Source organism: Photobacterium sp. NCIMB 13483 (genome assembly GCF_003025475.1).
Lineage (GTDB): Bacteria > Pseudomonadota > Gammaproteobacteria > Enterobacterales > Vibrionaceae > Photobacterium > Photobacterium piscicola.
This window is the reverse complement of the sequence record NZ_PYLV01000007.1, coordinates 156,752-170,142: the sequence shown is the minus strand read 5'-3', so window position 1 is coordinate 170,142 and position 13,391 is coordinate 156,752. Positions and strand designations below refer to the sequence as shown.

11 protein-coding genes and 2 tRNA genes are annotated in these 13,391 nt (G+C 36.5%); 6 read left to right on the top strand and 7 right to left on the bottom strand.

The window, feature by feature from the left end:
• Nucleotides 1–31: 31 nt before the first annotated feature.
• Nucleotides 32–122: transfer RNA gene (locus tag C9I86_RS08240), tRNA-Ser, on the bottom strand.
• A 638-nt stretch (nt 123–760) separates the two neighbouring features.
• On the opposite strand from C9I86_RS08240, the gene C9I86_RS08235 reads away from it, so the two are divergent.
• The 3 genes from C9I86_RS08235 to C9I86_RS08225 all read left to right on the top strand — a co-directional run bounded on the left by C9I86_RS08235 (nt 761) and on the right by C9I86_RS08225 (nt 4,681).
• Complete coding sequence (locus tag C9I86_RS08235; protein WP_107276113.1) at nt 761–1,762, top strand: porin; 1,002 nt, start codon at nt 761–763, stop codon at nt 1,760–1,762.
• Nucleotides 1,763–1,828: 66 nt separating this feature from the next.
• Nucleotides 1,829–3,982: an ExeM/NucH family extracellular endonuclease gene (locus C9I86_RS08230; RefSeq protein ID WP_107276112.1), complete on the top strand. Its 2,154-nt coding sequence runs from the start codon at nt 1,829–1,831 to the stop codon at nt 3,980–3,982.
• 165 nt (nt 3,983–4,147) lie between these two features.
• Nucleotides 4,148–4,681, top strand: a complete 534-nt coding sequence (locus C9I86_RS08225) for a hypothetical protein (RefSeq protein WP_080156270.1) — start codon at nt 4,148–4,150, stop codon at nt 4,679–4,681.
• Nucleotides 4,682–4,995: 314 nt separating this feature from the next.
• Here C9I86_RS08225 and C9I86_RS08220 read toward each other — a convergent pair.
• Nucleotides 4,996–5,086 (bottom strand) — tRNA-Ser (locus C9I86_RS08220).
• A 204-nt stretch (nt 5,087–5,290) separates the two neighbouring features.
• Here C9I86_RS08220 and C9I86_RS08215 point away from each other — a divergent pair.
• From C9I86_RS08215 to C9I86_RS08205, 3 genes are all read left to right on the top strand, one after another.
• Nucleotides 5,291–5,998, top strand: coding sequence for an SDR family oxidoreductase (locus C9I86_RS08215; protein ID WP_107276111.1), 708 nt, complete (start codon nt 5,291–5,293; stop codon nt 5,996–5,998).
• Nucleotides 5,999–6,154: 156 nt separating this feature from the next.
• A complete protein-coding gene (locus tag C9I86_RS08210; protein WP_080156273.1) occupies nt 6,155–7,039 on the top strand; it encodes a DMT family transporter in 885 nt (294 codons plus the stop codon).
• A gap of 111 nt (nt 7,040–7,150) precedes the next feature.
• Nucleotides 7,151–7,405: a hypothetical protein gene (locus C9I86_RS08205; RefSeq protein WP_107276110.1), complete on the top strand. Its 255-nt coding sequence runs from the start codon at nt 7,151–7,153 to the stop codon at nt 7,403–7,405.
• A gap of 64 nt (nt 7,406–7,469) precedes the next feature.
• Here the strand turns inward: C9I86_RS08205 and C9I86_RS08200 are convergent, their stop codons facing one another.
• The 5 genes from C9I86_RS08200 to C9I86_RS08180 all read right to left on the bottom strand — a co-directional run bounded on the left by C9I86_RS08200 (nt 7,470) and on the right by C9I86_RS08180 (nt 13,372).
• Entirely contained in the window at nt 7,470–8,513 is a 1,044-nt protein-coding gene (locus tag C9I86_RS08200; RefSeq protein ID WP_107276109.1) for a histone deacetylase family protein, read from the bottom strand.
• Nucleotides 8,513–9,544, bottom strand: coding sequence for a PotD/PotF family extracellular solute-binding protein (locus C9I86_RS08195; RefSeq protein WP_107276108.1), 1,032 nt, complete (start codon nt 9,542–9,544; stop codon nt 8,513–8,515). Before C9I86_RS08195 ends, C9I86_RS08200 begins: the two co-directional genes overlap by 1 nt.
• A 215-nt stretch (nt 9,545–9,759) precedes the next feature.
• Complete coding sequence (locus C9I86_RS08190) at nt 9,760–11,697, bottom strand: monovalent cation:proton antiporter-2 (CPA2) family protein (RefSeq protein ID WP_080156277.1); 1,938 nt, start codon at nt 11,695–11,697, stop codon at nt 9,760–9,762.
• Nucleotides 11,698–11,699: 2 nt separating this feature from the next.
• Complete coding sequence (locus C9I86_RS08185) at nt 11,700–12,317, bottom strand: NAD(P)H-dependent oxidoreductase (RefSeq protein ID WP_080156278.1); 618 nt, start codon at nt 12,315–12,317, stop codon at nt 11,700–11,702.
• A gap of 107 nt (nt 12,318–12,424) precedes the next feature.
• Nucleotides 12,425–13,372 carry an AraC family transcriptional regulator gene (locus C9I86_RS08180; RefSeq protein WP_080156279.1) on the bottom strand — a complete coding sequence of 316 codons (948 nt, stop codon included), beginning with the start codon at nt 13,370–13,372 and terminating at the stop codon, nt 12,425–12,427.
• Nucleotides 13,373–13,391 lie beyond the last annotated feature (19 nt).

Below are 13,391 nucleotides of genomic sequence, written 5' to 3'. Positions count from 1 at the left end.
GAAATTCGATTTAAATCAAACTTCTAGAATATGGCGGAGAGATAGGGATTTGAACCCTAGATACGCTATAAACGTATGCTGGTTTTCAAGACCAGTGCTTTCAACCGCTCAGCCATCTCTCCAATGCGGCGAATAATATAGTTGGTGAAGCTAACTGTAAAGTAAAAATCGTAAAAAAAACATCAACTGCACTTTTATCAATCAATCATGACTAAAAACAATCAAAATAAGATCAATAAGCTCATAATTCTAGAATTTCATCTATATTTATCGATGATTTAATGATTAAGATTCACTAGAGTTACACAATAGATAACGATGTAAAAATCGTTACACAACATAATAGTTAAAATTTACATCCTTGTTACTTATTAATGATGCAGGTAAACTTAACCTCATTGTTACTCATTCTGGTCTTATAAATGATCACCATAAAAAACATCGCTGCTTTAATACTAATCTCTATAGCGATCAGCGGCTGTTGCCAATCTCAAGGTACAGTTATTCAAGCCCATGGTAATATTGAAACAACACAGAGTATTCACCGTTAACTACCCTTTCGAGCCCTATCACTAAAATCATTATTTAACTCAATAATTAATACTTTGATCTTGCTCCAAATTTAAATCAAAAAGCAAACGTTTGCTTTGTTGCGTATCACACTTCCATTCGATATATGCATTTGACATCATTAATTACTACATCAAGGTTATTCCTTGGGGGTATTTTATTCGCAGAAATTAATCTGTGAGTAAATCAAATGAAAAAAGAAATATTGGCGATTGCTATTTCATCCCTGCTTATGAGTAGCTTAGCTCATTCTGCAACTATTTATAAAAAAGATAATGGCGATAGATTAGATATCTATGGTGGCGCTGAAATTGGCGGAACCATTGTCACAAATAGAGATAAATCCCCTTTTGGCGACAAATCTAAATCCTATGTTGATGACTCTTTTGGAACCATTGGTATAAAAGGACAAACTAATAAATTTTATGCCAAATTAGAAATTGATGCAGAACGCACTGATTGGACTTATGAAAATAATTTTAGATTAGTCATTGATAAAGCTTATGTCGGATATTTCTTAACAGATAAACAAACAGTCGAATTTGGACGAACAGATACAGCCTATGATCACTATGATGCTTTTGGCGATTTCTCAAATGAATTAGCCGACGAAGTATCAGAAGCGGGAGATCAAGATAATACGATTAAATACCGTGGTGAATTTGGCGCTTTAAAAGTTGGAATTTCATATTCAGCAAAAGGTTGGGATTACGAACAAGACGCGCAATCAATGTATGATGAAAATGGCATATTTTTAGGGAAAAAAGGATCGTACGTAACTGATTCTCGAGAAGGTGAAGTTATAAATGGCTATGCTGGCTATTTTACTAACAATCTCACCATTATAGCTGCTGCTGAAACCGTCCATAATCGTGGTGAATTATATTCATTACACGGCAAGTATAAAATTAACAAATTTGCTATTGGTGGGTTTACCTCTTATTCCGACCGTGATGGTGTAAACAAAAATAGTATGACCTATGTATTATCGGGCTCTTACGACATTACAAGCCAATTAACAGGTTATATTGTAGGTAATATTTACAATGACGATAATAACGACAAAGATGACCAACATGTTGTCGTTGGTACGCAATATATGTATGCCAAGAATGTAAAACTCGTTGCTGAAGCTGCAATGGGAGGTAATACAGGTACACTAGGTTATTTAAAAGCATATTATTGGTTTTAAATAACATCAGATATTTTAACTCATTGAATGATACTTATATATTGTTATACACATGGAACGTAACTCATGAAAAAAAATATTTTAGCGATAATTATTGGTGCCACCATTTCATCATTTAGTTTTCAACTATGTGCTGCTGATAATCAAAATGAACTAAAAACATTATCCATTCAACAGATTCAAGGTAATGACGAATACTCTCCTGTTGACGGCATTGATGTTCCTAATAAACAACATGTATCCACTTACCGTTATAACGTTAAAGGGATTATTACTGCTATTCAGCAACACAATTTAGGTAAAGATCTGCAGCAAGGCTTTTTCATGCAAGCCATGACGGATAATAATCCTGCAACTTCTGATGGTATTTTTGTTCAAACAGCAGCAATTGATAACTTAAAGGTAGGACAAGAGATAAACCTTACTGCCAGAGTTAGTGAAGATTATCATTGGACTAAATTAATTGATGTTGCAGACATCCAATTAAGTAAAGTTGATAATAAATTACCACCAGTAACCGTTTTAACATTTGATGATGCCAATAAATTTGATTTAGAACGTTACGAAGGAATGCTAGTACGCATTAATGAGAATTCAGATCTAAACGTCACAAAAAATTATGGTTTTGATTTTAATTCATATCGTAACAACATGTTACTTTCACATGGGACTGTAAACGTACACCCTAATCAAACACAAGCACCAACAACCTCTCATACATACCAGTCCAATGATTTATTAGTTATTGAGTCTTTTACCAAAGCTGCAAACGGTGATATTCCTTGGTACCCAACCTTTGGTAAAGATAACGGCACCGGAACAACTGATAATTATATTCGTATTGGTGATGTCGTTAATGGCTTAGAAGGTGTAATTGGTTATTCTTATGGTGATTACCGTTTCTATGTCACGAATAAAGCTGATACAAATACATTTATTCATACAAATGATAGAACCTACGCGCCAGAATTAAAACAAGGCGGTGATTTACGTATTGCTAGTTTTAATGTTCTGAATTACTTCAACTCTCCCTTTACAGGTGAAACTCAAAACCCGCTAAAACAAAATAGAGGGGCGACAACTCAAACCGAATTTGATCTTCAAAGCAGTAAAATAGCCAATGCCATTGTACGTATGAATGCTGATATTGTCGGTTTAATGGAAATTGAAAATAATGGCTTTCAATCGGATTCTGCCGTTAATGATCTCGTAACTAAAATTAATGATCGCATTAAAGATCCCACTGAGCATTATGCGTATGTAAAACCTAATAATGATGAAAAATTTGTTGGCGGTGATGCCATTTCAAGCCAAGTAATTTATAAACCAAGTAAAGTCACATTAGAGCAATACCGTATAATAAAAATGCCAGAGCAACATGCTCCTGAAGTTAAATATACCGATGAAAAAGGTAAACAAAAAATAGAAAGTGGTAGTAATCATCAACGTGATACTATTGCTCCAACCTTTAAAATCAAAGGTACAGATAAGACGTTAACCATCTCTGTTAACCATTTTAAATCCAAAGGTTCTACTTGCTGGGAAGATGTTAACACTGGAAAACAACTTGATGCAGATAAACAAGGCTCATGCGAAAACTTGCGGGTTGCTGCCGCAGAACATTTAGGTGAAGTATTAGCTAAAATTCCAGGATCTAAAGTTATTATTGGCGATCTAAATTCGTACGCAAATGAAGATCCTGTAATAATATTAACTAATCGTAATAATGTACCTAAAGATCATACTATCAAAGCTGCAGGGTATACCTATATTGGTGGTAATCAAGAAACTGGAACACCATTATATGGACCAGAAGGTAAAGTGATTAATAAAAGTTATGGTTACACTAATATCATCCGTCAATTACATCCTGATTCATACAGCTTCTCATATCAAAATAATATTGGTACATTAGATTATATTCTATTATCACCAGATCTAAAAAGTAAGGTTATCGATGCTAAAGATTGGAATATTAATGCTGGAGAAACTACGTTATTAGAATATGCAGATAAAAATAATTGCAATAAAGGCACATGTTCTCCTCGTTATAAAGATATTTACCGTGCATCTGATCACGATCCGGCTGTCATGGATTTAAAAATTACAGAACCAGTAAAAGATGAAACAAAAGATAAACACTCAGGCGGTTCAACAGGTTTAATGGGACTAATCTCCTTATTTGGAATATTTCTATTAAGAAAAAAGAATAATAAATAACCAATATAAAAAGAGGCTGAGTAAGCCTCTTTTTTTTGGAAAGTAATATTACTGATAATTCTAATAATTATTGATTTCTTCATACTTGCAATGTGATGCTTATCATAAAATCAAATCCTACATAGTGATGTAATCATGCTTCGTCTATTTTAGGATACTAATTACATGCTGAGTTCTACAAAATCACTTTCAATATCATTAAATAAAGCATGGATAAAACCTTTTCTTTATAAATCTGATGTTGAAAAAAGAATTCGTTCCTGGTTTGAAAAGTATAAAACAACCTGTATTCTTGAAATTGAAATAAAAGAAAAAATAATTTCAAGCCCTAAAGTTAGAGTTACAATTGAATATAATAAAATATCAAAAGACACTCATATTGATAGTGAAAAATTAGCAAATATGATTGAAGATCAACTATTCGATTTCTTTGAATATAGAAATATAATAACAATTGATGAAATCATTAAAAAAATACCATTCGAAGACTCACCACAAGATTATTGTCATTCATTAATAATGAAATCATTAAAAAAAGAAATAATTATTGATGACCAATTTAATTTATTGGATCTTAATCATAAATATCCATCAGAATATGATTTACATCGCTTAACTGACTTAAAAGTTGAACGGTTATTATTTCTATCACATATTATAAAATACAATATCAATGTACATAATGCGTTAGCTATTTAATACACTCAACCACCATCAAAAACAGACTAGCCTTCAACATTTTCTCATCTCGATGGTCGATATATCAAAGCCTCGTTATCATCAACGAGGTTATTCTACAACATACTGATAATCACTCCCCTATTACACCAATTAAATACATCGCTATTTTATTCAGACGCAAAAAAGCCAAATTCTAACGGCTTTCTTAAATTTGGCGGAGCTGATTTGGGTATTAGAGGATTTGAACCCGCTTTTATTACACCAATTAAATACATCGCTATTTTATTCAGACGCAAAAAAGCCAACATCTAAGTGTTGGCTTTTTAAGAATGTGGCGGAGAGATAGGGATTTGAACCCTAGATACGCTATAAACGTATGCTGGTTTTCAAGACCAGTGCTTTCAACCGCTCAGCCATCTCTCCATGCCGCGTATATTATAGCGGTCATTATTAACTGTAAAGGTTTTATTCTCTAAGGGTATTTAAACGAGCATTTATTACACTGATAATTGAATTTTAGCTGCTTTATCACTCTCAACATATTACAGAAGGTTAGCTATAATTTAATTTAGCAGCCATTGCTACAATATCGATAAATAATAATATTACGATTTCAAGGAAGATCTCATGAATGTATTAGTTCTTGGTGGCACAGGTGGTATAGGGTTAGCGATCGTTCAACAATTGTTACTCATTAAACTACATGCAAACATCCATGCGACTTTTTTTCACCACCAGCCTCAATATCAACATTCACAGCTACATTGGCATCAATGTGATATTACACTTGAGAATCATATTAAAGCACTAGCAAAACAACTGCCTCAACTTGATGTCGTGATCAATGCTGTTGGTATGCTCCATACAACTGAGCATCAACCTGAAAAGTCTATTCAACAATTTGATACGAATTTTTTCCAAACCAACATTCAAACGAATACACTACCTAGCTTATTAATTGCCAAACATTTTATGGCGGCATTAAAAACATCATCACGCAGTTATTTTGTGACTATTTCAGCCAAAGTTGGCAGTATTGAAGATAATAAATTAGGTGGCTGGATCAGTTATCGTAGCTCAAAAGCCGCACTTAATATGGCTATTAAAACTATTAGTATTGAATGGCGCACCAAACTTCCCCATTGTTGTGTTATTGCTTTTCACCCTGGCACAACCGCAAGCCCACTCTCAAAACCATTTCAACGTAATGTTGCACCCCACAAGTTATTTACGCCCACTTATACTGCACAATGCTTATTGAGCTTATTAGCACGACTCACACCACAAGAAACGGGGCAATTTTTAAGTTATGACGGTAACACCCTTCCTTGGTGATAGCTTTTAAGCATAAACAATACCGATAGAACACATTTTATATTATTATACATAATGTGAAATTCATCATAATATACAAGCTTATTAATGCTGTTATTTGCGTTTCTTAACCTCAATCAGTACCACTTATTCTCCTTGTTTATTGCGGTAGGTATAATGAAAAAACGTTCTGTTGGCTTTGCTATGACCATTTTAATTATTGGTAATTTGGTCGCTGTACTTTCTGATGCACTAATAAAAACCATGGGCAAAGATGCCGCAGTATTCCAATTTGTCTTTTTCCGCCAATTATCAGCGGTAGTGATCCTGCTTCCTTTTTGTTTACGCGCAACCAAACAAAGTTTTTTAGTCGGCTTAAAATGGCATTGTATGCGTGCTCATGTGTGGTTATTAGGCGCAATATTTATGGTTATTTCTTTAAATACGCTACCACTAGCGACAGCCAATGCTATTTTCTATGCTGCACCCTTGATCATGCTTCCGTTAGCCGTCATGGTTTACGGTGAAAAACTCAGTCGTTATTCTATTGCTGCGGGGATCATCGGTTTTGCCGGCGTGTTAGTTATTGTACGCCCAACAGACATTAGCTGGGCAGCATTAGCCGCGCTCGTGGTTGCATTCACGATTGCTGTAAATAACCTTTTTATTCGCAAATTACCAACCCAACAAAGCGTAGCCCAAACATTGTTGCTCACAAACTTAATAGGTATGCCTGCATCACTCGCACTAGCATTATGGGAAAACAAACCATGGGATTGGTCACCTTTGATTACCGCCTCTGGTTCTAGTGCATTAATTTTAGTGTATGCCGCCACATGCGTAGTGGCTTATCGAGCAGCAGAAAGTAATAAAATCGCCAGTGCTGAATATAGCGGCTTAATTGGTGCCGTGATTGTCGGCTATTTCTTATTTAATGAAGTGCCAGATGTAACAACCTTAGTAGGAACAGTAATGATAATTGCGCCATTATTGTGGTTAGCTAAAGTTGAAAGAAAGCAGCATAAAAAAGATTCAATTCAAGCGATTGCTGTTAACGAATAATACAATCTTTCATTGCAGAACTTTCTGCATACAAAGGCTAAGACTCGGAATATGCTATTTTCAGCCACAAGTTATATGTGACTTTAACGTTACTTACATAGGATATCAGTAATGAAAAAAGCACTAAAAATTAATAATATTTATATCAATATGGAAACGATTGTAGCCTTTGATTTAAATTATAAAATAGATGGTCATCGAGCTCTATATCTATTAACAAATAGCACTGAATTGCCTTTTTTAGAAATTGAAGAAAACGATATAGCAACCGATGATGGTACTGACTATCAAGCTCAGAAAGTCATATCAAGTGAATATAACCGGATTAAGCGTGAGTTATGCGTTTATATGGGGGTTGTTTTATAAATAAAAAAGCGATAGCCATTCGACTATCGCTTTTCATCTTGCATAATTTTAGATTACGATAAACTTAAACGAGTGCTTTATTAAATCCATCAAGGACGGCAACGGTATTATGGCCTAAGTCATCAACCGCGTAGCCCCCTTCAAAAACAAAAAGTGTTGGAATATTTAATAAGCCAATCATCCAACCAATATTTTGATAATCATTACGCATCAATTTAAAGTAACTAATAGGATCATCGGCGAAGGTATCCATACCCAATGATATAACTAACGCTTCAGGTTTATAGTCTGCAATGCGAGTTAATGCTTGCGCTAATACTGGCTCATACACCGACCAATCAGTTGTATGTAGCGGTAATGGCAAGTTTAGATTAAAACCTAGTCCCTCGCCTTCACCTTCTTCATCAGCAAAACCTAGATAATGTGGATAATCATAATCAGGATCGCCATGAATAGAAGCAAATAACACATCATTACGATGATAGAAAATGCTTTGCGTGCCATTACCGTGATGGTAATCAATATCCAGTACTGCGACTCGCTTCGCGCCTTGACGAATAAAGCTCTCTGCTGCAATAGCTGCATTATTAGCGTAGCAATAACCGCCCATTAAATCAGACGCCGCATGGTGACCAGGAGGACGACATAATGCAAATGCGGCATGTTCGCCTTGTTTAATTAAATCTACCCCAGTTAAAGCACATTCTGTCGCCGCAACAATCGCTTTCCAAGATCCAGCAGTAATAGCAGCGGTCATATCAAAGCTGTAATACCCTAATCGACCTTCGATATCTTTTGGAATACGGTTACGTAAATGGCGCGCAGGTGCAAAACAGTATGGCGACGCATCATGTACATCACCAAATGCTTCTACCCACTGATCCCAGCAGCTAGCAAGAAAATCAACGTAATCATCAGTATGAACCCAACGCAGTGGCGCATCACCATAACTATTGGGTTCAACCATCGTAAAACCACCGTGGTTATTTAGCGCACTCAGCACCATGTCGGCACGTTCGGGTTTTTCAAAACACGGCGTCGCTTCACCATTTAAGAATTCAAAACGTACATGGTGCAAGCGTTGTTTTTCAGTGTAGATAACTTTCATTATTTCTTTAACTCCATCCAGTAACGCTGGTAGAGTGCTGTAACATCACCAACATCCGCTAGAAATTGACCTTTTTGCTTAATCGCTTTCGGTGGAAAGATAATCTCACTTTGACGAATAGTATCAGGAAGATTATTTAATGCTTCTAAATTAGGCGCAGCATAGCCAATTTCTGTGATAATTTTAGCTTGGTTCTCAGGCTTTAATAAGAAATTAATAAATTGGTAGGCCGCATCTTTATGCTGACTGGCAGCGGGAATAACCATGTTATCCATCCAGAAAATAGTACCTTCTTGAGGATAAGCAAATTTAAGTGCTGGATTTTCATTTTCAGCACGTACCGCAGTACCGTTCCATTGCATTCCAACTGACACTTCACCAGCAATATAAGGAATGTGTGGCGCATCTGAATTAAATACTGCCACATTTGGCATCAATGTTTTTAATGTTTCATAAGCTTGTTTAATTTCAGCTTCATTACGGCTATTAACACTATGACCATTCATAATCAATGCCATGCCAAACACATCGCGTGGATCGTCAGTTAATAACACGTTACCTTTAAATTCAGGCTTCCACAGATCTTTCCAGTGTGTGATCTGGTGGCTATCAATGCGATCACTATCATAACCTAATGCGGTACTCCCCCAAACATAAGGCAATGAATACTGATTATTGGGATCAAATGATTGATTTAAAATCGTGCTATCTAGTTTAGAAAATGCAGGGATCTTACTATGATCTAATGTCGCTAATAAGCCTTCATCAGCCATTTTAGACACGTAATAAGTAGATGGAAAAACTAAATCATACCCTTTACCGTCGATCATTTTGATCTTGGTATACATCGTTTCATTACTTTCAAACGTTGAATAGTTAACCTTGATATCGGTTTCTTTCGTAAACTGTGTCAATAATTCTGTTGGTAGATATTCTGACCAATTATAAATATTTAATGTTGTGTCAGCGAGAGCAGGTTGAGCAACGAAAGAGCTAAGTAGAAGCGATGCAAGTAGATTCTTTTTAAACATTTCACCTATTACCAATATTCAAATAAAGCTCGAAATAAGCTTTCCCAGCTGACAATAACATAAATAAATTTAAGCAGTTATTTAGAAATTGTATGCAAATGCTACATAGATATGCGTTCAATAATATAAAAAAAAGACACTAATGATTAATCAGTTAGCGTCTTATTAACTTAATTGCATGTGTTATTTGAGCTCAAGAGTCTCACCCATCAAGGTTAGTTATTCTTATTCGCCTGCATTTGTTCTGCTTCTGCAATAAAATTCTTCGGGGGCGGTGTCCAGCCACGTTCTGATTTAGTATGTTTATCAGTACGCTCTTGTTTCATGGCTTCACCTAGCGTTTGTTCTAATTGTCTAAACAGCTCGACATAAGAAGCATTAAAACGATCTTCTTCGGTACTATCACGCCATGTTTGATACAGCAACTCTTTACTCTTTGCTTCAGTCTCAACAAACATTTCTTTTTGCTGCTCTGCTCTAAACGGGTGTACACCGAGCTCTTTCAAAGCTTGTGCACCCATCGCTAATGCCGAACGGTAGGTCTCACTAATCACATAATCCGCACCAGCACAACGTAATGAGTAATGATGACCTCTATCATAAGCGCGCGCTAATACACGAACATGCGGGTAAGTCTGTTTAATATAATGAACTAACTCTGTCGCGCGTTCTTGATCGTCAATGGCCACAACAAACACTTTGGCATCTTCAATACCAGCGGTATGCAATAAATCATGTCGCGTCGCATCCCCAAAAAAGCTCTTAATATCAATTTGACGCATATTATCAATTTGAGTCACAGAGTGATCGAGTACCACGGTTTGCATGCCATTTGAGGTCAATAAGCGATTCACAATCTGACCAAATCGACCAATACCCGCAATGATGACTTTTCCTTGTTCATCAATTTCATCCGCTTCGCGTTCATTTTTAGCCGCACTAAATCGGGGTAAAATGACTTTATCAAATAATATAAATAACCCAGGGGTTAAGAACATCGACAATGCCACGACTAATGATAATGTCTGACCCAACTCAGCAGGTAATACATTGTTTTGGACGGTGTAGTTCAATAATACAAACCCAAATTCACCCGCTTGTGCCAAACTAAGTGCAAATAGCCATCTATCACTGCCTTTCACTTTAAAAACAAACGCTAATATTAGTAATACCAACGCTTTAATCAGCATTACACCCAGAGTTAATCCAATAATGGTACCAAACTGATCAAACAAAATACCAAAGTTAATCCCAGCGCCAACAGTAATAAAGAATAATCCCAGCAATAAGCCTTTAAACGGTTCAATATTCGATTCTAATTCGTGGCGAAATTCACTGTTTGCCAGTACTACACCCGCAAGGAACGTACCCAACGCTGGCGATAATCCAATTAAACTCATTAATGTGGCAATACCAATCACCAACATTAATGCTGTAGCTGTAAAAATCTCACGCAAACCAGACGCAGCAACAAAACGGAATAATGGCCGGCTAAGATAATGCCCACCAACAACAACTCCTGCAATGGCAAGGATCACCACAATGGCATATCCCCATCCGGGCAAACCTGCGACTAAACTCAGTTCTTCATGATGTTCAGCAGCGGTCGCCATGGTTGATTGTGCTTTTTCAACTAATTCAGGCAATGCCAATAGCGGAATTAATGCCAGCATCGGAATAACGGCAATATCTTGAAACAGTAACACTGAAAACGCACTTTTTCCGCCTTCAGTTTTACTTAACCCTTTTTCATTAAAGGTTTGCAATACAATCGCCGTTGATGACAATGAAAAGATCAAACCAATGGCTAAGGCATAAGTCCAACCAAGTCCTAATGCCATAGCGATTCCCATCACAACAGCCGCGGTCACCACAACTTGTAGTCCACCTAACCCCAATAAGCGATGGCGCATACCCCATAGCATTTTAGGTTCAAGCTCAAGACCAACGATAAAGAGCATCATCACCACCCCAAACTCAGCAAAGTGCTGAATAGTAGTGGTTTCACTGCCAACCAATCCAATTACAGGGCCAATAACGACACCGGCAATTAAATAGCCCAGCACAGAACCAAGCCCAAACCGTTTCGCAATCGGCACCGCAATCACAGCTGCGACTAAATAGATAAATGCTTGTAAAAATATTCCCGTCATAGCTACTCCGTGATCACAATATCAAGACTATGATTTAATTTTGATAATTTACTCGCAACGTCATAATCAAGCTTGTTCTCTGCTATTGCGATTAATACGCGACGCCAATTTTGTAGATGTTTGGTGATCCGTTGTTCTTCCGTAGCTGTGCCTGCACCAAATAACGCAAACGGAGCCAAAAACTCCATCCCCGTTAATTCAGCCATTTGTTCTAACGGCTGTAACAATTGTCGAATCGTAAAATGGTTAAAACCTTCTTTGCGATAACTTGATTCAGAGCCACCAGCAGTTAGCGCACAAAAGAATTTTTTACCTATTAATTCTTTACCTTCACTGCCATAAGCAAAACCATATTCCAACACCAGATCTTGCCATTCTTTTAATAACGATGGTGTGGAATACCAATACAATGGAAACATAAATACAATCACATCATGATCGCGTAACCGTTGCTGCTCTTTATCGATATCAATACGGAAATTGGGGTACTCTGCATATAAATCTACGGTAGTAACGTGATCAAAACCTTTAGATGCATTAAATAACGGTACATTGATTTCAGAACGGTTTTGTGACGGATGAGCAAATAGAATCAGCACTTTTTTTTGAGAAGCAGACATTATTTTCCTTATTATTGTTGTCTTATCATTGATAAATAGTACGCTAATAAAACATTATATTATAAAAATCTATCATGATTGCATATCAGCGATACTGTTTAGACATACTACCGAATAAATCCTGCATTTTCATGAATTTTACTTGGCGGTAAACCAAAATACCGCTTAAATTCACGGCTAAACTGCGCAGGACTCTCATACCCCACCAGTCCCGCTGCAATATTAGCAGCCATACCTTGTTGTAAGATTAACGTCTTGGCATTATTTAACCGTATTTTCTTAATGTATTGCAGTGGTGGATCGGTCACGACCTGTTTAAACACTTTATGAAAAACAGACACACTCATTCCAGCCATTGCCGCTAACTCATGCACTTGTAATTTAGTATCATAATGCAATTGTACATAATCTATTACCGATGAAATTTTAGCTAACGCACTATCTTGTTCACAATATTGCGCTAATAAATACCCTTGATCGCCTTGCAGTAAATAATAAAACAACTGCCGAATCAGTGATGGACCAACAACCATCGCATCAAGAGGATCGTGCAATACTTCTAATAATTGCTCGACACTGCGATACATGCGTTCTGTCATCTTTGCGGTTGCCACACCACAACTGCCTTCATAATTAAATGGATATTGCTGCTCAGATTCAATCATGGTGACTAACTGACGAATAACAGTTAGATCAAAATCGATATTAATTCCAATCAATGGCTGTTGTTGTGAGGCAAAGGTCTCACAAACAATAGGATAAGGTGTCGTAACTAATAAGCATCGTTGTGGATCGTAATTAAATTGGTGTTGATTTAAATGACCAGTTTTGTGACCTTGAATAATAATAACAATACCTTGCTCATACATTTGTGGGCTATGTTTGTGATAACTATCAATTCTAAATAACCGTATTCCAGCAAGATTGGTGTCTACACGACCAGATTGATGCGCTAAGCCATAATACTCACATAACGAATAGGCCAAGGTAATTATGGATGTTGGTATGGTGGTCGGTTGGGATGCGGTTATCTTTGCAATACTTCCACTTTTCATGGTTATCTACTCACAGAAT

Excerpts from the sequence above, each read along its gene's own strand:
- C9I86_RS08215 (WP_107276111.1), top strand. The coding sequence starts at position 5,291 with ATGAATGTATTAGTTCTTGGTGGCACAGGTGGTATAGGGTTAGCGATC.
- C9I86_RS08200 (WP_107276109.1), bottom strand. The coding sequence starts at position 8,513 with ATGAAAGTTATCTACACTGAAAAACAACGCTTGCACCATGTACGTTTT.
- C9I86_RS08205 (WP_107276110.1), top strand. The coding sequence starts at position 7,151 with ATGAAAAAAGCACTAAAAATTAATAATATTTATATCAATATGGAAACG.
- C9I86_RS08225 (WP_080156270.1), top strand. The coding sequence starts at position 4,148 with ATGCTGAGTTCTACAAAATCACTTTCAATATCATTAAATAAAGCATGG.
- C9I86_RS08180 (WP_080156279.1), bottom strand. The coding sequence starts at position 13,372 with ATGAAAAGTGGAAGTATTGCAAAGATAACCGCATCCCAACCGACCACC.
- C9I86_RS08195 (WP_107276108.1), bottom strand. The coding sequence starts at position 9,544 with ATGTTTAAAAAGAATCTACTTGCATCGCTTCTACTTAGCTCTTTCGTT.
- C9I86_RS08190 (WP_080156277.1), bottom strand. The coding sequence starts at position 11,697 with ATGACGGGAATATTTTTACAAGCATTTATCTATTTAGTCGCAGCTGTG.
- C9I86_RS08210 (WP_080156273.1), top strand. The coding sequence starts at position 6,155 with ATGAAAAAACGTTCTGTTGGCTTTGCTATGACCATTTTAATTATTGGT.
- C9I86_RS08230 (WP_107276112.1), top strand. The coding sequence starts at position 1,829 with ATGAAAAAAAATATTTTAGCGATAATTATTGGTGCCACCATTTCATCA.
- C9I86_RS08185 (WP_080156278.1), bottom strand. The coding sequence starts at position 12,317 with ATGTCTGCTTCTCAAAAAAAAGTGCTGATTCTATTTGCTCATCCGTCA.
- C9I86_RS08235 (WP_107276113.1), top strand. The coding sequence starts at position 761 with ATGAAAAAAGAAATATTGGCGATTGCTATTTCATCCCTGCTTATGAGT.